Source organism: Affinibrenneria salicis, assembly GCF_008710095.1.
In genome coordinates, this window is the sequence record NZ_VYKJ01000013.1 from 177,215 (window position 1) to 204,007 (window position 26,793).

20 protein-coding genes and 3 pseudogenes are annotated in these 26,793 nt (G+C 54.1%); 11 read left to right on the forward strand and 12 right to left on the reverse strand.

The genetic code is table 11. The features are described 5' to 3' along the window. Nucleotides 1-29: 29 nt before the first annotated feature. From fliJ to fliF, 5 genes are read right to left on the reverse strand one after another with little or no spacing between them, the layout of a single operon-like run. Nucleotides 30-467, reverse strand: coding sequence for a flagellar export protein FliJ (gene fliJ / locus FJU30_RS21230; RefSeq protein ID WP_150436968.1), 438 nt, complete (start codon nt 465-467; stop codon nt 30-32). Further along, nucleotides 467-1,843, reverse strand: coding sequence for a flagellar protein export ATPase FliI (fliI, locus tag FJU30_RS21235; protein WP_150436995.1), 1,377 nt, complete (start codon nt 1,841-1,843; stop codon nt 467-469). The genes fliJ and fliI overlap by 1 nt, the downstream gene beginning before the upstream one ends. Beyond that, a complete protein-coding gene (gene fliH, locus FJU30_RS21240; protein WP_150436969.1) occupies nt 1,843-2,550 on the reverse strand; it encodes a flagellar assembly protein FliH in 708 nt (235 codons plus the stop codon). The genes fliI and fliH overlap by 1 nt, the downstream gene beginning before the upstream one ends. Further along, nucleotides 2,543-3,535: a flagellar motor switch protein FliG gene (gene fliG, locus FJU30_RS21245; RefSeq protein WP_150436970.1), complete on the reverse strand. Its 993-nt coding sequence runs from the start codon at nt 3,533-3,535 to the stop codon at nt 2,543-2,545. The genes fliH and fliG overlap by 8 nt, the downstream gene beginning before the upstream one ends. Next, entirely contained in the window at nt 3,532-5,229 is a 1,698-nt protein-coding gene (gene fliF / locus FJU30_RS21250) for a flagellar basal-body MS-ring/collar protein FliF (protein WP_150436971.1), read from the reverse strand. The genes fliG and fliF overlap by 4 nt, the downstream gene beginning before the upstream one ends. A gap of 240 nt (nt 5,230-5,469) precedes the next feature. On the opposite strand from fliF, the gene fliE reads away from it, so the two are divergent. Then, nucleotides 5,470-5,787 (forward strand): flagellar hook-basal body complex protein FliE, encoded by a 318-nt coding sequence (gene fliE / locus FJU30_RS21255; protein ID WP_150436972.1) that lies wholly within the window; start codon nt 5,470-5,472, stop codon nt 5,785-5,787. A 233-nt stretch (nt 5,788-6,020) separates the two neighbouring features. On the opposite strand, the gene fliT is transcribed toward fliE, so the two are convergent. The 3 genes from fliT to fliD form a co-directional block, all read right to left on the reverse strand. Further along, on the reverse strand, nt 6,021-6,395 hold the full coding sequence (gene fliT, locus FJU30_RS21260; RefSeq protein ID WP_191091664.1) for a flagellar protein FliT: 375 nt from the start codon (nt 6,393-6,395) through the stop codon (nt 6,021-6,023). Between the two features lie 109 nt (nt 6,396-6,504). Further along, entirely contained in the window at nt 6,505-6,915 is a 411-nt protein-coding gene (fliS, locus tag FJU30_RS21265; RefSeq protein ID WP_395858676.1) for a flagellar export chaperone FliS, read from the reverse strand. Between the two features lie 14 nt (nt 6,916-6,929). Further along, entirely contained in the window at nt 6,930-8,363 is a 1,434-nt protein-coding gene (gene fliD, locus FJU30_RS21270) for a flagellar filament capping protein FliD (protein ID WP_150436974.1), read from the reverse strand. A gap of 474 nt (nt 8,364-8,837) precedes the next feature. Between fliD and FJU30_RS21275 the strand changes: the two genes are divergently transcribed. Together FJU30_RS21275 and FJU30_RS21280 are read left to right on the forward strand one after the other, a co-directional pair. Then, a complete protein-coding gene (locus FJU30_RS21275; RefSeq protein WP_150436975.1) occupies nt 8,838-9,956 on the forward strand; it encodes a FliC/FljB family flagellin in 1,119 nt (372 codons plus the stop codon). A gap of 189 nt (nt 9,957-10,145) precedes the next feature. Beyond that, nucleotides 10,146-13,694 carry a glycosyltransferase gene (locus FJU30_RS21280; protein ID WP_150436976.1) on the forward strand — a complete coding sequence of 1,183 codons (3,549 nt, stop codon included), beginning with the start codon at nt 10,146-10,148 and terminating at the stop codon, nt 13,692-13,694. Between the two features lie 567 nt (nt 13,695-14,261). Here FJU30_RS21280 and FJU30_RS21285 read toward each other — a convergent pair. Further along, nucleotides 14,262-14,558 carry a hypothetical protein gene (locus tag FJU30_RS21285; protein WP_150436977.1) on the reverse strand — a complete coding sequence of 99 codons (297 nt, stop codon included), beginning with the start codon at nt 14,556-14,558 and terminating at the stop codon, nt 14,262-14,264. 182 nt (nt 14,559-14,740) lie between these two features. Between FJU30_RS21285 and FJU30_RS21290 the strand changes: the two are divergent. The 8 genes and pseudogenes from FJU30_RS21290 to phoH all read left to right on the forward strand — a co-directional run bounded on the left by FJU30_RS21290 (nt 14,741) and on the right by phoH (nt 24,203). Next, nucleotides 14,741-15,645: pseudogene (locus tag FJU30_RS21290) on the forward strand (Rpn family recombination-promoting nuclease/putative transposase). A 273-nt stretch (nt 15,646-15,918) separates the two neighbouring features. Then, nucleotides 15,919-17,610 carry a thiamine pyrophosphate-binding protein gene (locus tag FJU30_RS21295; RefSeq protein ID WP_150436978.1) on the forward strand — a complete coding sequence of 564 codons (1,692 nt, stop codon included), beginning with the start codon at nt 15,919-15,921 and terminating at the stop codon, nt 17,608-17,610. A gap of 475 nt (nt 17,611-18,085) precedes the next feature. Further along, on the forward strand, nt 18,086-18,745 hold the full coding sequence (locus FJU30_RS21300) for an OmpA/MotB family protein (protein WP_150436979.1): 660 nt from the start codon (nt 18,086-18,088) through the stop codon (nt 18,743-18,745). 80 nt (nt 18,746-18,825) lie between these two features. After that, nucleotides 18,826-21,003: a bifunctional diguanylate cyclase/phosphodiesterase gene (locus FJU30_RS21305; protein WP_191091665.1), complete on the forward strand. Its 2,178-nt coding sequence runs from the start codon at nt 18,826-18,828 to the stop codon at nt 21,001-21,003. Between the two features lie 108 nt (nt 21,004-21,111). After that, nucleotides 21,112-21,834, forward strand: a complete 723-nt coding sequence (locus FJU30_RS21310) for an RNA polymerase sigma factor FliA (protein ID WP_150436981.1) — start codon at nt 21,112-21,114, stop codon at nt 21,832-21,834. Nucleotides 21,835-22,138: 304 nt separating this feature from the next. After that, the gene (gene fliZ, locus FJU30_RS21315; protein WP_150436982.1) at nt 22,139-22,660 is read left to right on the forward strand and encodes a flagella biosynthesis regulatory protein FliZ; all 522 of its coding nucleotides are present in this window, start codon (nt 22,139-22,141) and stop codon (nt 22,658-22,660) included. 444 nt (nt 22,661-23,104) lie between these two features. Next, the gene (locus FJU30_RS21320; protein ID WP_150436983.1) at nt 23,105-23,389 is read left to right on the forward strand and encodes a hypothetical protein; all 285 of its coding nucleotides are present in this window, start codon (nt 23,105-23,107) and stop codon (nt 23,387-23,389) included. 25 nt (nt 23,390-23,414) lie between these two features. Then, nucleotides 23,415-24,203, forward strand: a complete 789-nt coding sequence (gene phoH, locus FJU30_RS21325; RefSeq protein WP_150436984.1) for a phosphate starvation-inducible protein PhoH — start codon at nt 23,415-23,417, stop codon at nt 24,201-24,203. 937 nt (nt 24,204-25,140) lie between these two features. Here phoH and FJU30_RS21330 read toward each other — a convergent pair. From FJU30_RS21330 to FJU30_RS21340, 3 genes and pseudogenes are all read right to left on the reverse strand, one after another. Continuing rightward, a complete protein-coding gene (locus tag FJU30_RS21330; protein ID WP_150436985.1) occupies nt 25,141-25,548 on the reverse strand; it encodes a putative T6SS immunity periplasmic lipoprotein in 408 nt (135 codons plus the stop codon). A gap of 5 nt (nt 25,549-25,553) precedes the next feature. After that, nucleotides 25,554-26,089: pseudogene (locus FJU30_RS21335) on the reverse strand (type IV secretion protein Rhs). An 89-nt stretch (nt 26,090-26,178) separates the two neighbouring features. Then, nucleotides 26,179-26,484, reverse strand: a pseudogene (locus FJU30_RS21340) (H-NS family histone-like protein); the annotation flags it as partial. Nucleotides 26,485-26,793 lie beyond the last annotated feature (309 nt).

Here is a 26,793-nt window from a genome sequence, read left to right on the forward strand (position 1 = left end):
CATTGTGACAGTAGAAAGACTCATAATCTTTATTTCCTCAACGAGGTACGTTGTGCAAATTCATCCATCAATTTTTGCTCATGCCGGTTTTCCTGCAGTAAGATCTTTTGCGCGGCACGTTCCTGTAAAGTGGCAAAGGCGTTCAGTCGCTGCTGTTTGGCCTGCCAGGCCTGAACCGCCTGCTGCAGCCGTTGATTCCACACCGACAACTGCTGCTTATGCTGTTCTATCGCTTTTTCCAGCGTCTGAATAAATTGTTGATAGTTGTACCAGTTGCCGGCATCAATTCCTTTCCCCAGGTTGCTTTGCAACTGCAGCCGGTAGTCGTCTTCATACTGGAGCAGCATATCCAGCTGTTTCTGCGCCTGCAGATGCGACTGGCGCACCTTGCCCAGCAGGGTGGCCGCGTCATCCGCATCTTTCTGCGCCAAATCGCGCAGGGTGGTCATCGGCGATTCACGTTTCATTATGCACCCCTGTCAGTCTGAAACAGCGCGGCCAGGTGTTGGCGGGCCGTTTCATAGTCGCAGCGTTCAAACATTCCCTGTTGCAGGAAGGATTCCAGCTGCGGATAAAGCTTAATTGCCCGGTCCAGCATGGGATCGCTGCCGCTGGCGTAGGCGCCCACGCTGATCAGGTCGCGGTTGCGCTGATAGCTGGACAGCAGTTGTTTAAACTGACGCACGGTGGCGTAGTGCTGCTCATCGATCAGCGAGGTCATCGCGCGGCTGATCGAGGCTTCGATATCAATGGCCGGGTAGTGGCCGGACTCAGCCAACTGGCGCGACAGCACGATATGGCCGTCAAGGATCGCGCGCGCGGAGTCGGCGATCGGGTCTTGCTGATCGTCGCCCTCGGTCAGGACGGTATAAAAGGCGGTGATTGATCCGCCGCCGTGAATGCCATTGCCGGCGCGTTCAACCAGCGCTGGCAGTTTGGCGAATACCGAGGGCGGATAGCCTTTGGTGGCCGGCGGTTCGCCGATGGCCAGCGCAATTTCGCGCTGTGCCATGGCGTAGCGCGTCAGGGAGTCCATAATCAGCAGTACATGCTGACCGCGATCGCGAAAATCTTCCGCGATACGCGTGGCATAGGCCGCGCCCTGCATGCGCAGCAGCGGCGAGACATCCGCCGGCGCGGCGATAACCACCGAGCGGGCGAGACCTTCGCTGCCGAGAATATTTTCAATAAAGTCTTTCACTTCCCGGCCGCGTTCGCCGATTAGCCCGACCACGATGACATCCGCCTGGGTGTAGCGCGCCATCATGCCCAGCAGCACGCTTTTACCGACGCCGGAGCCGGCGAACAGCCCCATACGCTGACCACGTCCCACGGTCAACAATGCGTTGATGGCGCGCACGCCCACGTCGAGCACGTGCTCAATCGGCGTACGCTGCAGCGGGTTAAACGGCGCGGTATGCAGCGGCGCGCGGAAACCGGTTTCCGGCGAGGGAAAGCCGTCCAGCGGCTTCGCGCTGCCGTCCAGCACCCGGCCCAGCAGTTCAGGGCCGAGCGGCAGCTGCTTGCCCTGCGGCGCACCGGCCGGCGTCTGACGCGCATAAACGCGCGCGCCCGGCGTAATCCCCTCGACCTCTTCCAGCGGCATCAGAAACAGGCGCTGGCCGTTAAAGCCCACCACTTCGCTTTCGACTTCATCGACCTGCTGTCCGTTGTGCCGTTCGATCAGACAGGTGGCGCCGAGCGGCATATGCAGCCCGGTGGCCTCCAGCACCAGCCCGGTGGCGCGGGTTAGACGGCCGTAGCGGCGCACCGTCGGCGTACCGGCGATGCGTTGTTCAATCGCGTCCAGCGATTCCAGCCAGCGAGAGAGGCGCAGCGTCATCATAGTTCTCCCGGCGCGGCCAGGCGGCACAGCTCATGCCAGCGGGTGGCCAGACTGGCGTCGAGATCGCCGTCCTCGGCGCTGATCTTGCAGCCGCCCGGATGGAGCTGGTTATCCGCCAGCAGGCGCCAGCCGTGCAGGCTCAGCGTCGGTCCAAGCACTTGCTCGACGCGTTCGAGGTCGCCGGGATTGACCCGCAGCTGCGGCTTGCCGTTAAACAACGGTTCCTGCTGCATCAACTGCTGGATCTGCGTCAGCAGGGCGCTGCCGTCGCATACCGGCGGCTGCCCCAAAATCTGTCTGGCTGCGGTCAGCGCCAGCTGCATCAGCCGGGCGGGGATCACGCTGTCCAGCGCATCCAGCGTATGCTGAAATTCGCCGACCATCTGCTGCAACTGTTCGGTCAACGGCTGCTGCTGCTGTTGCGCATCCTGCAGCCCCTGTTCGCGACCGGCGGCCAGACCGGCCTGATAACCGGCGTCATAGCCTTGCTGTTGCCCCTGATTAAACCCTTCCTGCTGGGCCTGCAGCTGAATTTGATCGCGCATCGTCTGCAGTTCGTCGACCGGCTGCGGCATCGCATCATCAACGTCATACGCCGTTTTCAGTGCATCCGCGGCGGGTTCGGGCGCCGGCGGGGCGATGGGCGCGGCGAAATCATTCGGCGTCCAGCGCCGCCACGGCTGATCTTTCAGCTCATCAGACATAGGTATCCTCGCCGCCGCCAATAATTATCTCGCCGCTGTCGGCCAGACGACGCACAATAAGCAGGATGGCTTTCTGCTCGGCTTCCACCTGCGACATGCGGACCGGGCCGCGGTTGGCCAGATCGTCGCGCAGGATTTCCGCCGCGCGCTGCGACATATTGCGCAGGAATTTTTCGCGTAGCGGCTGCTCGGAGCCCTTCAGCGCCAGCAGCAGCGATTCGGATTCCACTTCCTGCAGCAAACGCTGGATGCTGCGATCGTCCACCTCGACCAGATTTTCGAACAGGAACATTTCGTCGATGATTTTCTGCGCCAGTTCGCCGTCGAATTCGCGCACCGCATCGATAACCGCCTCTTCCTGCTGGGTCTTCATCAGGTTGATAATCTCGGCGGCGGTGCGAATACCGCCCATTTTGCTGCGTTTGAGATTCTGTCCGTCCAGCAAACCGTTCAGCACTTCGGTCAGTTCGGCCAGCGCCGCCGGCTGTACGCCGCCAAAGGTGGCGATACGCAGCATCACGTCGTTGCGCAACCGTTCATCGAACAGCGCCAGAATATCGGCGGCCTGCGCGCGCTTCAGATGCACCAGAATGGTGGCGATAATCTGCGGATGCTCGTCTTTGATCAGATCGGCCGCACTCTGCGGTTCCATAAAGTTGAGCGTTTCCATCCCGGAGGTGGTTTCTTTGGTATCCAGAATATCTTCCAGCAGGCTGGAGGCGCGTTCCTCGCCCAGCGCCTTCACCAGCACGGAGCGCAGATAATCGCCGGCGTTGACGCTCAGCGCCGCATACTGCTCGGCGTCGGCCTCAAACTCTTTCAGCACTTCGCTCAGCTGCTGATTCGACACCTGACGCATGCTGGCCATCGCGGCGCTGAGATGCTGTACTTCCCGCGTCGAGAGGTGTGTGAACACCTCGGCCGCCCGGTCTTCACCAATGGTCATCAGTAAGATGGCGCTTTTTTCTGTTCCGGTCATACTCATAGTTCATTACCCATCCATTGACGGATGACCAGCGCGACCACGCGTGGGTCATTTTCGGCCAGGTCGCGGATACGCTGACTCTGCAATTCGGCGCTGATGCGCTGCTGCGATTTCTTCTGTTGTTCCTGCTCGTCTCTGCTCAGCTTAACGACCACATCGTCATCGTTAGCGCCCGCCGCCGCCGGCGCAGCTGCATTCGCCTGTTCGGTTTTCTTCTGCAACTGCGGACGGACCAGTTTGCGCCACAGTATCCAGGCGACGATCAGAACCAGCAGCCAGCGTCCGGCGTTAAGCAGCAGATCGAAGAAGGATTGCTGTTGCCAGAACGGAAGTTCGCTGCCGCCTTCGGTCGTCTGGGTGAACGGGGTGTTGACCACGTTAATCGAGTCGCCGCGTTCGTTGCTGAACCCCATCGCTTCGCGCGTCAGGTTTTCGATTTGCTTCAGTTGCGCTTCGGTCAGCGCCGCCGGTTTACCGTCTTCGCCGCCGGGCAGATAGTTGACCACCACGGCGACCGACAGGCGCTGTACTGAACCGGCGCTCTGTTTGGTATGCCGAATAGTGCGATCCACTTCATAGTTGGTGGTTTCATCCCGACGGTTGCTGCTGGGCAGCGTACTGGCGTTCGCGGTTTGCGCCGTGGCGCCATTGTTCTGGCCCGCCTGATTGCCGGCATTGTTCGCATTGGCCGCCGGTGCGGTAATCGGCGCGGTCGGCGCCGGCGAAGGCTGGTTGGACAGGGCGCCCGGCACGCCGCCGACGTTGGGGCCGCCGTTCTGCGCGCTCTGGCTGATCTGCTGGGAGCGCACCGCCGCTTTCTCCGGCGTCTGATTCGGCTGGTACTGTTCGTCAGTCTGCTCGCGGCTGGCGAAATCCAGCTGGGCGGTAACCTGCGCGTGTACGTTGCCGTTGCCGACCATCGGCGCCAGAATCGCTTCAATCCTGCGCTGATAGCGATTCTCGACCTCATTGGTGTATTTCAACTGAGTGGCGTTCAGATCGCGACCGGCGCCGTCGGACTGCGTCAACAGGCGGCCATTCTGATCCACCACCGTGACGTTGTCGGGCGGCAGACCGGCTACGCTGCCGGAAACCATATAGACGATGGCGTTGATTTGTCCTTCGTCCAGCGCGCGGCCGGGCTGCAGGTTTAGCGTAACGGAGGCGGACGGCGATTTTTGCTCGCGTACGAACAACGAGGGTTTTGGCATCGCCAGATGCACGCGGGCGTTTTGCACCGGTCCCAGCGTTTCAATGGTGCGCGATAACTCGCCTTCCAGCGCACGCTGATAGTTGACCTGTTCGCTGAACTGACTGATGCCGAACTTTTCCTGATCGAGCAGTTCAAATCCGACGGCGCCGCCTTTAGGCAGTCCCTGCTGCGCCAGACGCAAACGGGTTTCGTGCACCTTATCGGCCGGGATCAGCAACGCTCCGCCGCTGTCGGCAAAGCGGTAGGGGATATTCATCTGGGTCAGCTGCTGTACAATGGCGCCGCCATCGCGATCGTTCAGGTTGCTATACAGCACCCGATAATCCGGGCTTTTGGCCCACAGCGCCAGCGCGGTGATAATGGCAACGGCAGCAGCGGCCGCTATCAGTAAAGGTATTTTGGGGTTGGCACGTAAGCGGCTGAGCAGCGCGGTCAACCCATCACTACCTTTTGAACGTGAGCTGCTTTTCACAGTGCTCATGCAATATTCCTGCTGGTAAACTTCTTGATAATTTTGAGTGACAACAAAACAGACTCCCTGATGAGCAATGACGTTACTCGCATCAACAATGGCTGCCTCCTGGAAGAAGGAATGTCATTATTTCCTCGCGGGTAAACATTTGATGGCTGAATTAGCTGTGTTTTTTATAGCTAATTAGCGCCTTAGAAGAAGTAATAATCTGGTATGGTTTCGTCATCATTAATTTATTGTGGTGGTGAGATGTCAATTCAGGGTATCGAATCGGTGGTACAGCAATTGCAGGCGACGGCCATACAGGCGCAGAGCAGCGGCAACGCGTCGTCCGACGTCAGCAGCGGCGGATTTGCCGCCGAATTAAAATCGGCGCTGGATAAAATCAGCACGCAGCAGCAGGCGGCCCGGACTCAGGCGCAGGACTTTGAACTGGGTAAACCCGGCGTGGCGCTTAACGATGTTATGGTCGATTTGCAAAAATCGTCGCTTTCTATGCAAATGGGTATTCAGGTCAGGAACAAACTGGTTTCCGCTTACCAGGAAGTGATGAATATGTCGGTGTAAGTCGTCTGACTTCGCCGGCGTTCATCGCTTTATTGCCGTCTGATTATGTTATACGACGGCGCGCAACGCACGGTTAACCTGATACAGTCTGGTTAACCTTATCCTTCCGCTTTATTCTCGTTACCTTGCACAACACCGCTAATGAGCCGCGCCATCTCCGTGCGCAGGCATTCTGTTCACCGGCCACGGCCTTATTATCGGCCATAATTATCTCTCAGATTAAATGGCGGACGTTACCTGGTGATATCGCCCGGCAGCATGGATTCGTCATCGGCAAATTTATGGTAGGCCTGATTGACCGACTTTTGCTTTGACGACTGGCCGATCAATGTTTTTAATTCCTCCATCCGCGCCTGCAGCAATCGGCTGATTTCGCTCTCGTTGTGCAGAATTTGTTGCAGATAACCGCTGATCTGCTGCTGTTCGGATAGCGTAATATTCTGGGGTTGTTGTTCTGTGATAGCAGGCAGTTGAGTAATGGCGCTAACGTACTGCTGTTCCAGCTCGATCAATTTCTCCCAGTCAGCCTGCTGCGCCAGATGAAGCATGGCGATGCTAAGGTTTAATATATTTCGATAGCCTCTCAGCATGGATTGACTGACGTGCATTACTGTTTCCTTGTGCATAACGCAAAAAAATTAAGGGAACGAACATAATAGTGATATCCGTTCCATTGTTTAACCATTAATTATTATCAGGACATCGGTTAGGGTGATGTTAGCCTGCCTCCGCCTGAGCCGGTGTATTTTCACCTATTTGTTTCCAGGCATCGGCGATGCCGCGCAGTAACTCGGTAATCTGACCGAGCGTCTCGCGATCGTTATATAAGTTAACGTGCAGCAGCTTTCTGACCATATATTCATACAGCTGGGCCAGGTTTTGGCTGACTTCGCCGCCTTTTTGCATATCAAGAGAGGCCTGCAGCCCGCTACTGATGATTTTGATCGCCTTCGTCAACGCATTGCCTTTGGCGACGGTATCACCCTGTTCGATAAAAATATCGGCGCGCACCAGCGCGCTCAGCGCGCCGTCGAATAACAGCGTGATCAACTGGTGCGGACTGGCGCTCATTACGCTGCTCTCCAGACCGACTTTGGCGTACGCCTGTGAACCGTACATCATCGACATGATTATCTCCGAAATTAACTGCTGCTGGACGTCAACGCTTCAAACTGGTTAGTCAGATAGGTGCTCATGGTGCTCATTTCCGACATCAATACGTCCAGCTTAACAAACTGCGCTTTATAGCGGGCCATGGTGCTTTCAATACTGGTCTGGACCTTGGTGTACTGTTTGGTCAGGCTACTGAGCATATCGGTGATATCTTCTTTCGCCTGGGCGATGGTGCCGGTTTTATCATTGGTGAAGGTATCTACTTTGGCGACCATCTGAGTCGCCAGACCGGTAGTTGTGCCATTGCCGACAAAAAAATCACTGACCGCGGACGCATCTTCTGTCAACGCATTGATCAGATCGGTATCGCTCACCGTCAGCGTGCCGTCGCTATTCAGTTTAATACCCAGTTCATTGACCACTTTATAGGTATCGCTGCTTTGGGCGGTGCTTAACAGCGATTTAAGCTGATTTTTTACCCCGCGCAGCACCGAATCGCCGGACAGCACGCCGGTATCCTGCTCGGGATCGGACAGGGTGGTAAAGGCGCTCTGCAGCGTATTGTAGGCGGTCGCCCAGGCTTTAATCGCGCTGGTGGCGTCGGTAATGCTTTTGCTGACGGTCAACGTTTCCGCCGAGCTGGAGGTGGCGGTCAGCGTCAGCGTGACGCCTTCGGACGGTACGTCGGTCACCGTATTGCTGCTGCGCTCGATCGCCACGCCGTTAACGGTCAGCTCGGCATTCTGTGCAGCTACCGAGGTGGTGCGGCTGCTGCTGGTATCGCCAAGTATACTTTCCAGCGCGCTGTCGTTGCTGCTGATGGCGACGGTATTGGCTGCGCCGGTCGAGTCGGAGGTAATAGTCAACTGATAGCTGCTGTCGCCGGACTGCACAATGCTGGCGGTGACGCCCGCTTTCGACGCGTTAATCGCGCTGGCGATGCCGGACAGCGTAGTCTGATCGTCGGTCAGGCTAATGCTTACCGCGCTGCCGCTGCCGACCGTAATGCTTAGCGTGCGGTCGCTCAGGCCGCTGGTGCCCAACTGGCTGGTTTTGCTGTCCTGCGCGCCGGTAACCAGCGTTTCCGCCGTCGCCAGCTGGGTGACCTGTACGCTATAGCTGCCGGTCGCGGCCGAAGAGCTGACCTCGGTGCTGAATGCGGTATTGGTCGAGGTCTTTTTCGCGTTAAACAGATCGCTGTCGGTTAACTTTTCCGTGGCGGTGGCGTAAGTTTCCAGCGCGGTTTCCAGCGCGTCATAGGCGTCCGATTTGTCCTGGTAAGCCGTCTGCTTATTGGTGATCACCGTCAGCCGCTGTTCTTCCACGGTCTGCAGTGAGTCCAGTACCGATTGCAGATCCAGACCGGACCCCGTGCCGAGGCCGAGCGTTGAGGTCAGCGAGCCGCTCGATGACGTACTGGTTGAGGTTGTGGCCGCAGTGCTGGATGAAATGGTCGTTGCCATAAAACCTTACTCCTGATGAGAGACATTTAAATCCGGTTCTCTCGTTATCGGCAGTCTGGCGTGAAAATTTACCTGAAAGAAAAAAAATCATTGCCGCTAATAAGGAAAGTATGTGCGTCTTATTCAGCCATTAACGGATAATGCGCCTCAATCTATCCTTCCCATCCTTCGCGTGCGGTTATCCGCGTCTGCGAAGCGCCTTTGATAAACCGATGCGCCAGGCGCTGTTATCTTCATTATGCGCCGGCATCATTCTATCGCGATGTGTTCATTATGGCGTAAGACCGTGCGGGGCTATTCTTCTTCGCGCGGCAGGAGATAAGACAGCGCGGCGATAAAATTTTTTAAATTAAATGCTAAAGGTTGTCAGGGGAGCGCCGATATCAGTGGGGACGGTGGTTGACGCCGTAGGCAGTTAAGCCTGAACCCTTTATTGCTAAACATCCACTGGATGATTTAAAAGGAACACTAGATATGGCACAAGTAATCAATACCAACAGCATCTCGCTGGTTGCACAGAACAACCTGAACAAATCTCAGTCTTCTCTGAGCACGGCGATCGAACGTCTGTCTTCCGGCCTGAAAATCAACAGCGCTTCCGACAACGCTGCCGGTCAGGCGATCTCCAACCGTTTCACTTCCAGCATCAACGGCCTGACTCAGGCCTCCAGCAACGCCAGCGACGGCATCTCTCTGGCGCAGACCACTGAAGGCGCGCTGGACGAAATCAACGATAACCTGCAGGCGATTCGTACCCTGACCGTACAGGCGCAGAACGGCACCAACAGCTCTTCTGACCTGCAGTCCATCCAGGACGAAATCACTCAGCGTCTGTCTGAAGTCGACCGTATCTCTCAGCAGACCGACTTCAACGGCGTAAAAGTACTGGACGGCAGCAAATCTTCCGTATCCATCCAGGTAGGTTCTAACGATGGTCAGACCATCAAAATCGACCTGCAGGCGATCAACACTTCTACGCTGAACCTGTCTGGCTTTAACGTTGACGGCCCGAGCGGTACGACCAGCGCGGTTGTTGTCAGCAGCGCCACCGCTTCCGGCGACAAATATAACAGCGTTGAAATCACTGGCGTTACGCTGTCGGGTTCCGGCACTTCTTCTCTGGATGCTTCCGGTCTGGTGAAAGATACCAACGGCAACTACTTCATCAGCGGTACGCTGACTGGTGATGTTGACGGCGTTGGCGCTTCCGGCGACACCGCGTACTACAAACTGACCGCTAACGATATGTCTATCGATAGCAGCGGCGGCCTGACTGTAAACGTTGATACGGCGAGCGATAACCTGACGACTGCCGCTACGTCCGATCCGCTGAATACGCTGGATAAAGCGCTGTCTCAGGTTGACGATATGCGTTCCAACCTCGGTGCGGTACAGAACCGTTTTGATTCTACCATCAATAACCTGACCAGCACCTCTACTAACCTGAGCGAAGCCCAGTCCCGTATTCAGGACGCCGACTACGCGACGGAAGTGTCCAACATGAGCAAGGCGCAGATCCTGCAGCAGGCTGGTACTTCCGTGCTGGCCCAGGCCAACCAGGTTCCGCAGACCGTTCTGTCTCTGCTGCAGTAATTCGTTACTGTACGGTTTATCCTGCAAACCCTGCTTCGGCAGGGTTTTTTTATAGCCGGAATTAAAGACGGAAACCGGCTGAGCTTGTCGCATCATCCGGTATCTCACCCTTTAAAATAACCATTAATTTTCGCCGGATGGCCGAATTGCGCCGTGACCCCGGTCATTCCACACCATAGAGGTTAACTCATGACAGCCAGCCCGTTGGTCAGCATTATCATTCTGGCCGCAAACGCGCGCTATCTGGAACAGACGCTGAGCAGCGCCTGCCAGCAGGATATCGATAATCTGCAGATTATCGTCTGCGATAGCACCACTGATAATCTGGTCGAAAATATTGTCGTTCGGCTAAACAACACGTCGCGCCATGATATTCATTATCAGCGAAATGCGGGGTCGGCCGATGGTGCTGATAGTTTGCAGCAGGCGTTACAGCGCGCGCAGGGGCAATATATTAAACTGCTGTCCGACTGCGATGTGTTGCGTGAAGATCATACCCGACGTCTGGTCGCCGCGATGCAAAGCGCGCCCGATATCGTACTGGCCAGCTCGCGCCGTCGCCGTATCGACGGCGAAGGGCAGGTGCTGAAAGATATTATGGCGACGGCCTGGCCGTTCGCCGGCGATCAGCTGATCGATGGCCGCAGTCTGAACCATTTTCTGGCGCGTGCGGTGCTGAATTTTGTCGGCGAATTGAGCTGCGTGCTATTTCGCCGCGCCGATTTGCTGGCGCTGGCGCCGGCATGGTTCCGCATTGACGGCCGGGAGATCGCGTCGATCGCCGATCTGGTGCTCTATAGTCAGCTATTGCGGCAGGGCAACCTGATTATGCTGGCGGACGCGCTGACCGATAAACGGACGGGTGATGATCAGGCGAATACTTCATTTACCGCGCAGGCAGAGGAAGAGTACCGTCTGTACCAGACGCAACTGCGTAAATGGCAGGATAGCGACGCCCAGGCGGTCGAGGATGGTCATATTCAAATCGCCGATCCTGCTCAGCCAGATGTGTTAACTGCCTTTAATCTTCACCAGGCGCTGCTGCAGTCGCAGGAACGCGGTAAAGAGATTAAATCCACCGCCGAGTGGCTGGCGCAGCGCGTGCCGACGGCCAGCGAGTCGCGGATGATTACCGATTACCTGGCGCAGCATGCCACCGGGCGCGAGCTCGCGCTGGTGATCATCGATAACGACGGCGATGAAGATAAGCTGCTGGCGACGCTGGACAGCATCACCGCCGCGCAGCACCCGGGCGTCAAACTGCTGCGCATTATCCTCACTTCAACCGATCTTGCCGTAGATCGCTATGACTGCGAAGACGTGCGCCGCCGCATGCAGCAGCCGCTGGCCGTCGCCGTCAATCAGATCGCCGGCGACTATGCGTTTGACTGGCTGATGTTGGTGCAGGCTGGCGAAACGTTTACCGCCGGCGGTTTGCTGATGACCAGCCTGGGGCTGGTTTCCGCTCAGGAGTGCGCCGCCGTTTATGGCGATCAACTGCTGCGCGGCGCGGATAATCAGCTCGGCGCTTCCTGTCGCCCGGATTTCAACCTCGATTACCTGCTCAGTCTGCCCGCCGTGATGACCCGGCACTGGCTGTTTAATCGTAATGTATTGCAGGAACTGGGCGGCTTTGACGCAGAATTCGATGATGCGCCGGAGTTCGAGTTTATCGTCCGGCTGATTGAGGAGAAAGGCATCGGCGCGATCGGGCATTTGGCCGAATTCCTCATTATCACCGACTCGCTCAGCCTGCGTTCGACCGCCGACGAGGCCAGGGTGCTGGCGCGTCACCTGCAGCGTCGCGGCTACGCGCAGGGGGAGGTGTTATCGCCGCTGCCCGGACACTATCGTTTGCGTTATGGTCATCAGCAGCAGCCGCTGGTATCGATTATTATTCCGACTAAAGACCAGTTGCCTGTGTTGATTGCCTGCGTAACCAGCCTGCTGGAGAAGACGCGCTACCGTAATTATGAGCTGCTGATTGTCGATAACAATAGCGAAACGCCGGAAGCGCAGGCCTGGCTGGCCGGCGTGGCGCAGGTCGATCCAGGCCGGATTCGCGTCCTGCGTTATCCGCATCCTTTCAACTATTCATCCATCAACAATATGGCGGCCGGCGAAGCGCGCGGCGATTACCTGCTGTTGTTGAACAACGATACCGCGATTATTCAGGAAGACTGGCTGGATAATCTGCTCAACCACGCTCAACGGCCGGAGGTAGGAATTGTCGGCGCCAAGCTGGTCTACCCCGATCGACGTATCCAGCACGGCGGCGTGATTTTGGGGCTGCGCGGCCCGGCGGAGCATCCGTTTAACGGCGATCCGATGGACGCGTCGGGCTATATGCAGCGTTTGCAGGTCGACCAAAACTACAGTGTGGTCACGGCCGCCTGTCTGTTGATTCGCAAATCGGTTTATCAGCAGGTCGGAGGACTGGATGAACAGGCGTTTAAGGTTTCTTATAACGATGTCGATCTCTGTCTGAAAGTGCGTGAAGCGGGCTACCTTACCGTCTGGACGCCGTATGCGGTGGTGATGCACGAAGGCAGCGTTAGCCAGAAAAAAGTGGATACCGCGGTGGCGGAAGCCAAACGCCAGCGCTTTATTCGCGAACAGGATGCGATGTATCAGAAATGGTTGCCGGTGATCGCCCGCGATCCGGCTTATAACGCGAACCTGTCGCTGTGCGGACGCGGTTTTGAACTGGAGGTGGATGCCGAACTGAGCTGGCGGCCTCTGAGCTGGCGCCCGCTGCCGGTGGTGATGGCGCACTTCGCCGACCAGGCGGGCTGCGGACACTACCGGGTGATGAAGCCATTCAATGCGCTAAAAGACGCCGGGTTGATCGATGGCAAATTATCTAATGTTTATCTTAGTCTGCCCGTGATGACGCGTTACGCGCCGGATGTATTGATCCTGCAGCGTCAGATCTCCACTTATTTCCATGACTGGGTGGAGCGTCTCGGCCGTTTTTCGCAGGCATTCAAGGTGTACGAGCTGGATGACTATCTGCCCAACGTGCCGTTAAAAAGCGTGCATCGGGCCAATGTACCTAAAGACGTAGTGCGGCTGATGCGTAAAAGCCTCGGCTTTATGGATCGCTTTGTCGTTTCTACCGCGCCGCTGGCTGAAGCCTTTGCCGATCTGCACACCGATATCCGCGTGGTGGAAAACCGTCTGCCGATTCAATGGTGGGGGAATGTGCAGGGGCTGCGGCGTCAGGGTAAAAAGCCGCGCGTCGGTTGGGGCGGCGGCAGCAGTCATACCGGCGATTTGGAGCTGATTACCGATATCGTGCGCGATCTGGCAGACGAGGTTGAATGGGTGTTCTTCGGTATGTGTCCGGAAAAATTACGCCCCTATGTACATGAGTTTCACCGCGGCGTGGAAATCGACCTGTATCCGGCCAAACTGGCGTCGCTGAACCTCGATCTGGCGCTGGCGCCGTTGGAAGACAACCTGTTCAACCGCTGTAAAAGCAACCTGCGACTGCTGGAGTACGGCGCCTGCGGTTTCCCGGTTATCTGTACCGATCTCGATCCTTATCAGGGTGATCTGCCGGTGACGCGGGTGCGCAATCGTTATAAAGACTGGATGGACGCGATTCGCATGCATTTGGCCGATCTGGATGCTACCGCGCAAATGGGGGATGCGTTGCAGACTGCCGTGAAACGTGACTGGATGTTGACCGGGGATAATTTGGATCTGTGGCGAAAGGCGTGGCTGCCGGATTGATCTGCGGCAGATAACCCCGGCAGGGTATGTTGTGCCGGGGTTATCATAGCTTGTTGCTTTAATATTAATTAGCGGGCAGTAACATTCCTGCGTGTTCAAATATATAACCACGCTGATAAATTGGTGGGGGAAATTACTATGATTTTTTTGATATCACATAATAATGTAAGAGAATGGCGTTCTTTTTATTGGTATTAATTGAATGTATTTGTTAATATCTTTGGTCTTGTAAAATCTTCTTTCATCGAGATAACGGTCTATCAGGATATCAAGTTTTTCTTTCTCGATGGTGTAGGTAATGCCGACCGCCCATACGCTGCGTAAAATTATTTGGTTAGATTTCATTTTTGCCACTTTTTCCAAATCATGGATCATGTTTTTTACGCACATGGTGGGGTTGCTGTTCTGTTTAAACTCTAAATAGCTTCGCGCATTGATGTTTCACTGTTGACCATGCCACAGCGCGTAACTGATAATAAGTGTATTAAAATAACCATTAAAAACAGTCCATTATGATTTTATCATAATGTCATTGCCACTTAACCTTGCAGGGCAAGTGTAGCGCTATTATGCGAAGCTATTTAGCGCGCTATAGGTTTCCAAAATCCACCCTTTTTTACGCAACAGAAAATCTGGTCTGAAAAAATATTTTTCCGGTCGTTTGCGAAAATCAAACTCTAATATTTCTTCTCTGCTCCATATATTGTTTTGTTGCGCTATAAAACTGGCGAATTCAATCTGTAACCAGACTTCCCAACCGGTAATCCCCGCCTCATCAATAATGGAAAGCCTTTTTCTGATTTCTTTTTGAGAGAAAAAATCGGATAGCAGTGTTGTTAAATAATCAAAATCACGGTTAATCAAGACAGTCCTCCTGACATTGTCAAAACGCTTTTTGCAAAAGTAATCTGGCTGGATATCGGCAATGAAAGTCATATCATTAATAATATTTGCGCAGCGCCTCGATACTTTTTACCGCCTCGCTTGCCTGATATCACCAATCCGCTAAGGTAGTCGGCCTCCCCTACACACAGGGACGCGGCGCTATGTCATCGCACGATGCGATCTTTAAGCAGTTTCTCAGCGATATCGAAATCGCGCGTGATTTCCTTGCCGTTCATCTGCCGCCGGAAATCCGGCAACGCTGCGATTTCGCCACTCTACAACGGGAGTCCGCCTCATTTGTGGGCGAGGAACTGCGTTCGCGGGTATCGGATATGCTCTATTCCTGCCGTATCACGCAGATATCTATTGCGTGATCGAACATCAGAGCACGCCGGATCGGCTGATGGCGTTCAGGCTGTTGCGCTACTGCCTTGCGGCGATGCAGCAGCATCTTTCCCAGGGGTATAAAACCCCACCGCTGGTGGTGCCGCTGCTGTTTTATCACGGCGAGCGCAGCCCGTATCCGTATAGTCTGAACTGGCTGGATAGCTTTGCCGAACCCCCGCTGGCGCGGCAGATTTACACCACGAAGTTTCCAGTGCTGGACCTGACGGTGACGCCGAATAAAGAGAGCAAAACCCACGGCAAAGTCGCCTTGCTGGAACTGGTGCTGAAACATATTCGCACGCGGGATATGCTGGAGCTGGCGCGGGATATCGGCATGCTGATGGAATTGTGGACTCCGCCCTTGACGCAGCAACGGGCGTTGATGTTCTATCTTCTGAAGACAGGACGGACATCCGATGATCGTGCTTTTATTGAAACGCTGGAAACGTATCCGGGAGGGGAACAGATGGCAACCATTGCGCAGGAACTGATGCAGCAGGGAAAAGAAAAGGGGCTGGCCGAAGGTCTGCAGCAAGGCTTAGAGCAGGGCATGAAAGCCAGTGCGTTGCGTATCGCTCGCCGGATGCTGAAAAACGGCATACCGGCGCGGCAGGTACAACAGATGACCGTACTGTCCGATGACGATATGCAGACGGTGATGTCAGACGCCGCCGAATAATTTTCTGTGCAGTTCCCCACACTTTTTAAGGTATTGCCCCCCTGGATGGCCAATACGCCAGGGGCGTCGGCCATCCTCGCGACAGGGACACGGAGCCGGACAATGGCAGGATGACATCTTTACATTACCCGGCAGATTTCCCCTCAGACTAACATTCTCAACAATTCGAAATAAGCGAGTGAACTCTGTTCGCCTGCGGCGTTATCATGTCATCACTAATCCGTAGCTTTTTGATTTCTTAATTAATAATCACTTAACGGAATGAGGTGTGCCATGACCGATAGTGCTTTCACATCCATAGATAAAGTGCCGGCGCGCAAAGGGGCGGACATTCTGCTCGAGATACTGGCCAGCGAAGGCGTTGAATATATTTTTGGTAACCCGGGTACCACCGAATTGCCGTTGATGGATGCGCTGGTGGGCAAACCCGATATCAGCTATATCCTGGCGTTGCAGGAAGCGAGCGCGGTGGCGATGGCGGACGGTTATGCGCAGGCCGCCCGTAAGCCAGGCTTCCTCAATTTGCATACCGCCGGCGGGTTGGGCCACGGGATGGGCAATTTGCTTAACGCAAAAATCTCCCATACCCCGCTGGTTGTGACGGCCGGCCAACAGGATCTGCGCCATGCCATTTCCGATCCGCTGTTATTCGGCGATCTGGTGCAGTTGGCGCAGCCGGCGGTAAAATGGGCGCAGGAAGTGTCGCATCCAGCGCAATTGCCGGTATTGTTGCGGCGCGCGTTTCATGATGTGGTGGCGCCTCCGCCTGGTCCGGTGATGCTGTCGCTGCCCATGAACGTGATGGAGGAGATGAGCGATACGCCGTTGCTGTCGCGCTCGACCATCGATATGGAAAATGTGGCGTCATCGCTGGCGCGTCTGGCTAAAGAGTTAACGTCTATTCAGCCCGGGCGTCTGGCGATTATTGCCGGTGATGAGCTGTATAGTAGCCAGGCGGCGCCGCAGGCCGTCGCGCTGGCCGAAATGTTAGGCGCGCCGGTGTATGGTTCCTCCTGGCCGTCGCGGGTTCCGTTCCCGACGTCTCATCCGCTATGGGCGGGGAATCTACCCACTCAGGCTAAGGCTATTGCGGACGTACTCAGTAACTATGACGCTATTTTCGCGCTGGGCGGCAAGTCGCTGATTTCTATTCTCTATACCTCGTCATCCGCCGTGCCGGACAGTTGCGCGGTCTACCAGCTGTCGTCCGATGTGGGCGATCTCGGCAGAACCTATCCAACCCGTCTGTCGCTGGTCGGTCATTTGCGCGCGTCTCTCGATGCCTTGCTGCCGGTACTTGCCGAATTCACGCAGCCGACCCGGGCAGACAGAAATGCCAACAGCGAGGCGTTGCGGGTACAGCGCGACGCCGCAAGGAAAACGCTGTATGCGCAGGCCGGGAATGACTTTACGTCGGGGGTGATTTCTCCGCTGGTGGCGGCTCGCGAGGTGATGAGGGTGATCGGTCACGATGTCGCCATCGTCGATGAGGCGATCGTCACGTCTTCCGCGGTGCGCCAGTTTCTGGATAGTCCGTCATATGAGCAATACTCTTTTTTAAGAGGCGGCGCGCTGGGCTGGGGCATGCCGGCGGCGGTCGGTTGTTCTCTGGGGCTGGGACGGGCGCCTGTCGTGTCGCTGGTGGGCGACGGCGCGGCGTTATATTCGCCGCAGTCGCTGTGGACGGCGGCGCATGAGAACTTACCCGTGACCTTTATCGTAATGAATAACCGGCAATACAATGTATTGAAAAACTTCATGCGTAGTCAGCAACATTATCTGGCGGCCCAGACCGAGAAGTTTATCGCTATGGATTTAGTCAATCCCGAGATTGATTATCAGGCGCTGGCGCGATCAATGGGCGTAAGCGCCAGAAAAATCACTCGCGCCAGCGATATCGCGCCGGCGGTGGAGGCGGGCATTCATTCCGGCAAGGCGAACCTGATAGAGATCGTGCTGGTATAATTTCGTCCCCCCTACGCGAGAGGTATGGGGGGCGCATAAATTTCCCTGCGGTAAACATGTATTGACCCACCGACGGCGTTATCCGCTTTTTGCGCGCGTTATCCTGGGTTGTCGTTTCGGATATCCGTGCCTGCCCCGGCTGTTTTCGTGGAGAATTCCTTTTTCCTGTTGCGATTCGTTTTTAGCTCAGTTGGCTGACTGCGCCAGGCCCGCTTTCATTCCCGCCAATCTTCAAACAATCGTTGTCCGCTATCCCGCTCTGCGCTTATTATCAGCCACCGGTTGCCGCGAGTGAACACCGGGGTTGGTTCCCGCCGTTTTCAGGCGCGGTCGCGAGGGTTCCTCTTTGATGCCTGCGGTTTTGCGGGCTAAGCGACAGCGTTTGCCGTGGGACCGGCCGATCGCATTCTGAATATGATTTTCGGGTAGCAATGCGTGCCGCCAGGAGGCGCGATAAAGAGGTCGTTGCAGAAAAATGAAGAAGATAAAGGCGAGGGAGTGGCTCTCCGCTGCTGATTTAAAGTCCAGCGTAATGGCGGTCGTGATGCTGATTCTGGTTGTCGCGGTGCTACAGCATAAGTTTACCGAGCTAAAGCTGGAGCAAACCCGCAGTCAGGAGCAGCATGAGCAAAAAATAAGGCTGACAAACATATTACAAAAGATGCAGGCGACGCTGCGCGATCAGCGCGCGGGAGCGGCATTGATTACGGTCGACGTGACCGGTTCGCGAGTGATGCTGCGCGATAATATTTTTGCTAAAGGCAGCGCCTGCATTACCGATGATGCGCGGACCGCGCTTTCCGCTCTGGCGCCGAAAATCGCCGAGTTTATCCAGGGGGCCGCGCTGGCGAGAATTATGGTCGAAGGCCATACTGATAGTCTTCAGGTCGCCAATCCGGTAACCGATTATGCCCGCTACTGCACGGTTTACGACGATAACTTTACGTTGTCCGCCGCCCGCGCCAGAGAAGCCAGAAAGTTGCTGATCGCCGGCCTGACCGAAGAGCAGGCCCGACGGGTTATCGTGGCGGGTTTTGGCGATTCGGAACCGTTGCCTGGCACCTCGCCTGACGATCCTTTCAATCGTCGTATTGAGGTGCAATTTTTCAGTCAATCAGTGTCAGATAGCCGGTAGTCCTCATTCTCTCCGCGATAATGCTCAAGATAGCCGCGCTAATGCCGATATCTGAGTACGACTCTTGCAGGGGGATAAAGATGGATAGCGCCCATGGCAGATTGCTGTCTCAGGCGATCGACGCGAGCGATTCGCCGACGTATATCACGAATCGTGACTGGAGAATTATTTATATAAATGACGGATTCATCCGGGCATTCGGCTACCGCATGGAAGATGCCGTGGGGAAAATGCCGTCCGAACTGCTGGCGCCGGATACTCAAATGGAGGAGATCGCCCGCTATCAGGCGCAGTTTAAGCGCGGCGAATCGTTCAAAGGCGACAGGCTGTTGAGTCTGGCCAACGGCGGTCGCCTGTGGGCGACGGTATCGGACACGCCAGTGCTGGATGAAAAAGGCCGTATGGTCAACGTTATCGGCGTATTGACCGATATTACCCGCGCTAAACTGCACGAGACGCTGCAGCAAAAAATTCTGGAAGCGATGATCGGCGATATCACGCTTGATGCGGTTATGACGATGCTGTGCCGGGAGGTGGATCGCATTAATCCCGGCACGCTTTCTTCCGTCATGCGTATTGACGATCTGGGCATCATGCATCCGCTGGCCGGGCCGGGCTTTCCGCCGGAATATTTGCACGCGATGGAGGGCGTTTCGATCGGGCCGCAGAGCGGATCCTGCGGTACGGCGGCGTTTCGCGGCGTGCCGGTTATCGTAACGGATATTGCCAGCGACCCGCTCTGGGCGACCTGTCGGGAGCATGCGCTGGTTCTCGGCCTGCGCGCTTGCTGGTCGGTGCCGATTAAAAATGGCGCCGGCAAGGTGATTGCGACCTTTGCTTTTTACTATCACGAATGTCGCGGGCCGAGCGCTCTGGATGAACGGCTGGTCGAGGTGTGTACGCATCTTTGTACGCTGGCGATTGAACGCGATGCCTCTTTCCGCCGCATTCAGCAACTGGCGTATTATGACGGTCTGACCGGTTTGCCAAACCGGGCGCTGCTGACCATCCAGGCGCAGCAGGCGATTGAGCGAGTAGCGCAAACCGGCGATCTGCTGGCGGTGCTGCACATCGATCTGGATCGCTTTAAACGTGTTAACGATACCTTCGGCCATGCGCAGGGCGACAACGTGCTGTGCATGACGGCGCAGCGTTTGTGCAGTCATTTACTGGCGGGCGATATCGCCAGCCGGGTGGCCGGCGACGAATTTGTGCTGGTGCTGATCCGTCAGAATCAGCGTCAGCTAGATGATTTTCTCAGCCAAATCGACCTACAGCTGCACCAGACTTACAGCGTGGGCGGGGTCTTGATGAACTCGCCGGCCAGTATCGGCATCAGTCTTTATCCGGCGGACGGCGCGGATATCGAAACCCTGCTGCAATATGCCGATATGGCCATGTATCAGGCAAAAAAGCAGAAAACCGGCGGCAGGATCTGTTTCTACAGCGAAAAAATCAATCTTCGGCTGCGTGAACGCGTTGAGCTGGAAGAGGCGCTGAGGCGCGCGCTGCTCGGCAATCAGCTACAGCTGGCCTTTCAGCCGCAGATCCGGCTGGACGACGGCTCGCTGTTCGGCGTAGAGGCGCTGGCGCGCTGGCAGCATCCGGTCTGGGGGGCGGTGCCGCCCGTGCGTTTTATCGCTCTGGCGGAAGAGTGCGGACTTATTCACAAGATTAGCCGCTGGGTGTTGCAAGAAGCCTGCCGCCAACTGAAGCGCTGGCGCCAGCAGGGATTCTCCGTTCCCTCTATTTCGATCAATCTCTCGCCGATGGATTTTCATATCCAGGCGCTGCCCTCGATCATTGATGATGAGCTGCGTCTTCATCAATTGAGCTCGCAGGATCTGATTATTGAAATCACCGAAAGTATTCTGATCGACGCCGATCCTATCTCCCTGAACAATTTACTCAGCGTGCATAAGCGCGGCATTCGCCTGGCGATGGATGACTTCGGCACCGGTTATTCCAGTCTGAGCTATCTGCGCCATCTGCCTTTCTGGGAACTGAAGCTCGATAAAAGTTTTGTGGATGAGCTGGAAACCAATGAATCGAGCCGGGCGTTAAGCAAGGCGGTGGTCAGCATCGGCTCCAACCTCAATCTGACGCTGGTGGCGGAGGGGGTGGAGAATAAGGCCCAGTACCAGATTCTGCGCGAACAGGGATATCACGCCATTCAGGGATACCTGTTTTCCCGGCCGATGTCCGCGTCGGCGTTTACTGAGTGGTTGCGTCACCGCATTCACGTTGCGCTTGAATGACGACATGTTTCAAATAGGGCGCCTTTTCTGGCGCTATTCCTGCGATTGGCAACCCTACTGGAAAGGATAATAGTGCCGATAACACTATCATCGTAGGTATTTGTCACTGTGAGCGATCTGTATACCGCCGAAGGCACCATGGATAAAAATTCCCTATGGCAGCGCTATATTCCCTTAGTGCGGCATGAAGCCTTACGTTTACAGGTTCGACTACCGGCAAGCGTAGAGCTGGATGATTTGCTGCAGGCGGGGGGTATTGGCTTACTCAGCGCAGTGGAACGTTACGATTCACTGCAGGGCACCGCGTTTACCACCTACGCCGTGCAGCGAATTCGGGGAGCCATGCTGGATGAGCTGCGTAGTCGTGACTGGGCGCCGCGCAGCGTGCGCCGTAACGCAAGGGAAGTCGCGCACGCCATACAGCAAACTGAACAACGACTCGGCAGACCGCCGGCAGAACAGGAAGTCGCTCAAACGCTGAACATTTCTCTGGAAGAGTATCGTCAGATTTTGCTGGACACCAATAACAGCCAGCTCTTCTCTTACGATGAGTGGCGCGAAGAGCATGGCGATAGCGGCGGGGTGTTGCCGGAAGGGCATGAAGATGCCGATCCGCTGCAGCAACTGATGGAAGGCGATTTACGTCAGCTTGTGATGGACGCGATCGACAACCTGCCGGAACGGGAAAAGCTGGTGCTGACGCTGTATTACCAGGAAGAGCTGAATCTGAAGGAGATTGGCGCGGTTCTGGAAGTCGGCGAGTCCCGGGTGAGTCAGTTGCACAGCCAGGCGATAAAACGTCTGCGCGTGAAGTTGATGAACGATATATAGCGGCTGCCTGACATGATGGGCGCCGCGGCTGGCGGCGCTTTATCTGACGATAACGGATTGAGCGGTGACATTTATTTCTTTCGGCGTACCGGTGGTGCGGATAAGCATTCCGTCTCGTCTCGCTGAATGAAAATATCGCGCTGGCGATACTTACGCTGTTGGCCATTTGTGGCCAGAAAAATCGGTGACTTTATTCGGTTGCCGTCCTGTTTCCCCGGGATGGCCGTCGCAAGTTTGTCTGAATCAGACCGATATTCTGGCCGCGTATGGGTTCTGTTATCTTAATTAGTCAGGGAATAGATGCATGCCTGCAACTACGGAAAAAAAACAGCTTCTTAGCCGCTATTTAAAAGACTTTAAACATAGACAGACGCACTGTGCGCACTGTGGTAAAGAGCTCGGCCGGGTTTCGATAATATTGCGTGGTCAGCTGATAAATAAAAGTGCGCTGAAGGAAATGGATCGGTTGATTGACGAAGCCGACTGGGTGGCGTTGCACAAGGATCTGGAACTGGTTTGTAGATTCTGTAGCGGTATATCCTGCAGGTCAATGACAAAATATTTTGATATCCAATCATTTAAACAATTTCTGGTTGAAGAGACCGATGTTCGCCACAGTACCATTCGTGAATATGTGATTCGTCTGCGTCGGCTGGATGAGGTTTTACTGACTCATAATTACCCAATGGGAATATTTACTGGCGAGCATATCCAGCAGCAAATAAGCGAAGACTTCCCCGATTATGCTCAAACCAGCTATCGCAGCGCGCTAAAGAAATATGAGCAATATTTAGCCTGGCGCAAAGTATCTGACGGCGTTATTTAAGGCGTGAGGCGGCGAGGGAACACGCTATCGGGTAAGTCACCGGGCATTCCCGTGTGGTGATAATAGCTACCATAGCAATCTGTTATTTCATGGCGGGTTCTGGATAAAATTGGATTTTCTGTCTCTATTTGTTTGATTTTTCATTGTTTTTCATCCGGCGGCGGACGTGACGCTTTATTTATGTCCGCCGCCTTTTTTTGTCTGGCGTTTAGCGCGGGAGTGTTTCGTCATCGCCGTCGCGCTATCCATGGGGGACATTAAATAATGTGCCGGATAGAAAAAATAGTTGCTAAAAGGGGGCGAAATGCGGCAATGTCATTATACTGAAATTATCCGGCGTTACGTTTTACCCAATAGATTTCGGAATGCGGAACACAAAACGTAGGCAAACCGAAAGATGATGGAGATAATTGCCTGGTGATGTTAAGGCAGTGAGGAGCGCGAATGGTAGAGTCCTTCTCTGGACTGGCTGGTCGAACTGAAGTCGCTGATTTACCTGCTCGTATCTGCGAGGGATATTTCACCCGCAAAAATTTGTTTCTCCATCATTTAGATTTAGTGTTCTCCCTGTTTCTTTCCTCTTCGTTTTTCCTGTCTTTATATTCGTCTACGATGTCTCGTGTCGCTCTGGCGGCCCGGCATTATGTTTCATCGTTTGTCATCGGCTTAATAAGGAAGCCAACCTCATTTGTGCGTGAAACGTCGCGTGCTGCAGTGACAGCACGATAAGTGAAACAAACTGTAAGGTGCCACTATGGGAAGACAAAAAGCAGTGATCAAAGCACGCCGCGAGGCGAAACGCGTTATTCGTCGTGAATCGCGTAATCATCGTCAGCGTGAGGAAGAATCGGTCACTTCTCTGGTTCAGTTCGGCGGTATTGAAGCTATCGGCATGGCGCGAGAAAGCCGCGACAATTCGCTAATAGAAGCACGAACGCCAGCCCAGGAACATTATTTGTCTGCAATAGAGAATAAACAGTTAATTTTCGCCACCGGCGAGGCCGGCTGCGGCAAAACGTTTCTGAGCGCCGTCAGAGCGGCTGATGCACTGATTCATAAAGAGGTTGATCGAATTATTGTCACCCGGCCAGTTCTGCAGGCCGAGGAGGACCTGGGTTTTCTGCCTGGCAATATGGCGGAGAAGTTCGCACCTTACTTTCGTCCGGTCTATGACGTGCTGGTACGGCGTTTAGGCGCATCGTTTATGCAGTACTGTTTGCGTCCTGAAATCGGTAAAGTCGAGATCGCTCCCTTTGCCTATATGCGCGGACGGACGTTTGAAAACGCGGTGGTTATTCTGGATGAAGCGCAGAACGTTACGGTCAGCCAGATGAAGATGTTTCTTACCCGACTGGGCGAGAATGTGACGGTTATCGTAAACGGCGATATAACCCAGTGTGACCTGCCTGCCGGCGTTGCGTCGGGGCTGAGCGATGCGCTGGCGCGTTTTCACGAGGATGATATGGTCGGCATCGTCAGCTTTAATGCGCAGGACTGCGTCCGTTCTGAACTCTGCCAGCGTACGCTGCTGGCTTACGATTGATACCCCGGGTTAAGCGGAGCGTTTATCTCTCCGCTTAGATTTGGTTATAAAAACGCCGCTGAAAGAAAGGTTCAGCGGCGTTTCTGTTATGTGGCGTTATACAGTAAAAGTCTGAATGTGGGTTCAGCCTCTGAGGCTGCTGACACCGCGTGCGCGGCGTTGATAATGGGCAGATCGTAAGATGCCGCAAGTTCCTCTCTGTATGCTCGTCTGAACTATCCCTGGGGCGGACGTTTTTCTCTTCTGTTCCATTATCCCCGCCGGAATATTCATTATCACTTTGCCGACAGTCTGGTCCCGAACACTGTTCAGATTTTCTCATTTAATCTGGCAATGAGGGAGGGATACACCCGGCGCATTGCGATTCGCCCTGCGGGTGGCCTGTTGGCTATGCAAAACGGCGTTGCCGTTTTGTCGAACCCGGTCGAGGGCTCTCAGCCTCCCTTATGGGGACTATGCAATAAAAAAGCCCGAACGTAAGTTCAGGCTCTTTCTTTGAAGATGGCGGCGAGGGAGGGGAGGGGTACGCCCGGCGCGTTGCGCCTCGCCCTGCGGGTGGCCTGTCGGCCATGCAAAACGGCGCTGCCGTTTTGTCGAACCCGGTCGAGGGCTCTCAGCCTCCCTTATGGGGACTATGCAATAAAAAAGCCCGAATGTGAGTTCAGACTTTTTCTTTGAAGATGGCGGTGAGGGAATCCGCCGTTTTAGTGTTCGGCAGTGTATTTCTAAATTATAATTTTTCATTATTGTACCATGTGTTGTCGTTATTCTTTGTCCGGTAATGTATTGCTGCTCTGTTTAAAATCCGTCATTTTATGCAGTGCAGGATGTATTACAGAAGAATACCTATTATGCCGAAGAAAGCTAAAGAACTGTCTGCATTAAATGGAAAGCCGTCAGCAATAAATTTACTAACGGCCATATAATAATATTAGGGTTAATTGATAGAAGATGCCTCTAGTTTACCGTTATTCTTCCATAGTGAGAAGTCAACACCAAAGATACGACTTGCTGGTGTAATCCCTTTTTCCTTTTTCTCTGATGATTCAAGTAGTACCGAGAAATTATAGGCATGTCCGATTTCATATTTATAGCCAAAATCAGGGACGCACTTATCAGATGAAATTAAAATAGTGTCAAATCTTTCTAATTTATTCGCAGTATTGCCAATCTCATTAATAATAAGACTAACAATTTTCTCATCTTTTTCAGGCTGGATCATAACACAAACATCATCAGAAACTGTGATTACAGAGGCTCGGTAATGTTTTGCTCGGGGATCACCAAGATGACAACCAGTTAGAGTTAAACTTAGTATTCCGACTATTGCTATTTTCCTTTTCATTACCATCACCTTTGTTTGAAAAACAGTGAAAGAGCGTATTCATAGAGTGAAGCGACATTATGATTCGTCATGCCCTGAAAGGTTACTATTGGACCGATAGATCTTAACCAAGAATAATCCCCCTGTTTCTTGAGAAAAAAATAATCTGCAATTATCTGTGCCTGTTGTTCCATCGGATAATCATTCAATAATTTTTACCATCAAGTCTGTAATTATAATCTGCCATCCAACTGAAGAAACCTCTGCTTCTCACCCACATCCCTTTTTGGTGCTGCCAGACATGGGTCATCTCATGTATAAAAGTGTGTTGATCAGATATATAGGCCATCGAAAAATCGGGTTTATAACGTTCTTTTCTGAACCATAACTCACCGTTTGGTGCCATTGCAGTACCTGTATTCTGTAACCCGAAAGGTAAATAGCTATCACAATGAATCCAGACTTTATGGTAAGTGATGGAGTTCCCAAACACCTGACGGGCTAAAGCAATTTCACCTATCGTTAATCGCCTGAGAGTTCCCTCTTTTGCTTCCTGTGCCATCCCGCAGACTCCTTTCATCCAGAAGAAAATATGGATTACATACAATGTTTTTTTATTCAGTCAATCAATCAGGATTTTCTTAAAAACCATCAAAATAAGAAGATTTTACTGATTTGGGGGATCAATGAAGATAACAAACCGTCAGCAGAGATTGCTTTAGGTGTACGCCCCTGACCAGTCCATGTTTTTTCATCACCATTGTCATCAATATATTTATATTTGGCTGAACGCGGTTCACATTTAGTTTTTGCTGATTTGCGGGTAGAGACAGAACCAGGTAGTTCAGCCGGTTCGATACCATCTTCCAGTAGCTGGGTGCGTAAAGCTTCGATTTTGGCCTGACGTTCAGCCTGTTCTTTTTGGATTGCATTTTCTTCTTCACGGCGATCTCCAACATATTAGTATCCGCTATGACAAACTTTCAGCCCTGTCTTCGAGCATTCTCCAGACAATGATGTTGTCAAAGCCTAATAGAATGACGGTGGTGATAGCCATCACTGAGCTTTTCTTTATCTGTCTGTTGGGAAGTTGGCGCAGGGAAAAACTAGCCTGATGAGGGGGATACTGGAGCTCACAAAATAAATATCCTCCGGCATAGCCGGAGGTTTTTCATATGCGCCTGTAAGGCTTTGTTACCAGCCGCGCCCTAACAGGCGCATCACGATCTGACATTTGCATCTATGGATTACTTACGGCCCGTAAAC

Bases quoted from the DNA above. Each gene is read 5' to 3' on its own strand.
- FJU30_RS21295 (WP_150436978.1), top strand. From the start codon at position 15,919: ATGACCGATAGTGCTTTCACATCCATAGATAAAGTGCCGGCGCGCAAA.
- fliG (WP_150436970.1), bottom strand. From the start codon at position 3,535: ATGAGTATGACCGGAACAGAAAAAAGCGCCATCTTACTGATGACCATT.
- FJU30_RS21275 (WP_150436975.1), top strand. From the start codon at position 8,838: ATGGCACAAGTAATCAATACCAACAGCATCTCGCTGGTTGCACAGAAC.
- FJU30_RS21300 (WP_150436979.1), top strand. From the start codon at position 18,086: ATGAAGAAGATAAAGGCGAGGGAGTGGCTCTCCGCTGCTGATTTAAAG.
- fliE (WP_150436972.1), top strand. From the start codon at position 5,470: ATGTCAATTCAGGGTATCGAATCGGTGGTACAGCAATTGCAGGCGACG.
- FJU30_RS21280 (WP_150436976.1), top strand. From the start codon at position 10,146: ATGACAGCCAGCCCGTTGGTCAGCATTATCATTCTGGCCGCAAACGCG.
- FJU30_RS21305 (WP_191091665.1), top strand. From the start codon at position 18,826: ATGGATAGCGCCCATGGCAGATTGCTGTCTCAGGCGATCGACGCGAGC.
- fliH (WP_150436969.1), bottom strand. From the start codon at position 2,550: ATGTCTGATGAGCTGAAAGATCAGCCGTGGCGGCGCTGGACGCCGAAT.
- FJU30_RS21320 (WP_150436983.1), top strand. From the start codon at position 23,105: ATGGTAGAGTCCTTCTCTGGACTGGCTGGTCGAACTGAAGTCGCTGAT.
- fliT (WP_191091664.1), bottom strand. From the start codon at position 6,395: ATGCACGTCAGTCAATCCATGCTGAGAGGCTATCGAAATATATTAAAC.
- fliS (WP_395858676.1), bottom strand. From the start codon at position 6,915: ATGTCGATGATGTACGGTTCACAGGCGTACGCCAAAGTCGGTCTGGAG.
- phoH (WP_150436984.1), top strand. From the start codon at position 23,415: ATGGGAAGACAAAAAGCAGTGATCAAAGCACGCCGCGAGGCGAAACGC.
- fliJ (WP_150436968.1), bottom strand. From the start codon at position 467: ATGAAACGTGAATCGCCGATGACCACCCTGCGCGATTTGGCGCAGAAA.
- fliD (WP_150436974.1), bottom strand. From the start codon at position 8,363: ATGGCAACGACCATTTCATCCAGCACTGCGGCCACAACCTCAACCAGT.
- fliI (WP_150436995.1), bottom strand. From the start codon at position 1,843: ATGACGCTGCGCCTCTCTCGCTGGCTGGAATCGCTGGACGCGATTGAA.
- fliF (WP_150436971.1), bottom strand. From the start codon at position 5,229: ATGAGCACTGTGAAAAGCAGCTCACGTTCAAAAGGTAGTGATGGGTTG.
- fliZ (WP_150436982.1), top strand. From the start codon at position 22,139: ATGCCTGCAACTACGGAAAAAAAACAGCTTCTTAGCCGCTATTTAAAA.
- FJU30_RS21330 (WP_150436985.1), bottom strand. From the start codon at position 25,548: ATGAAAAGGAAAATAGCAATAGTCGGAATACTAAGTTTAACTCTAACT.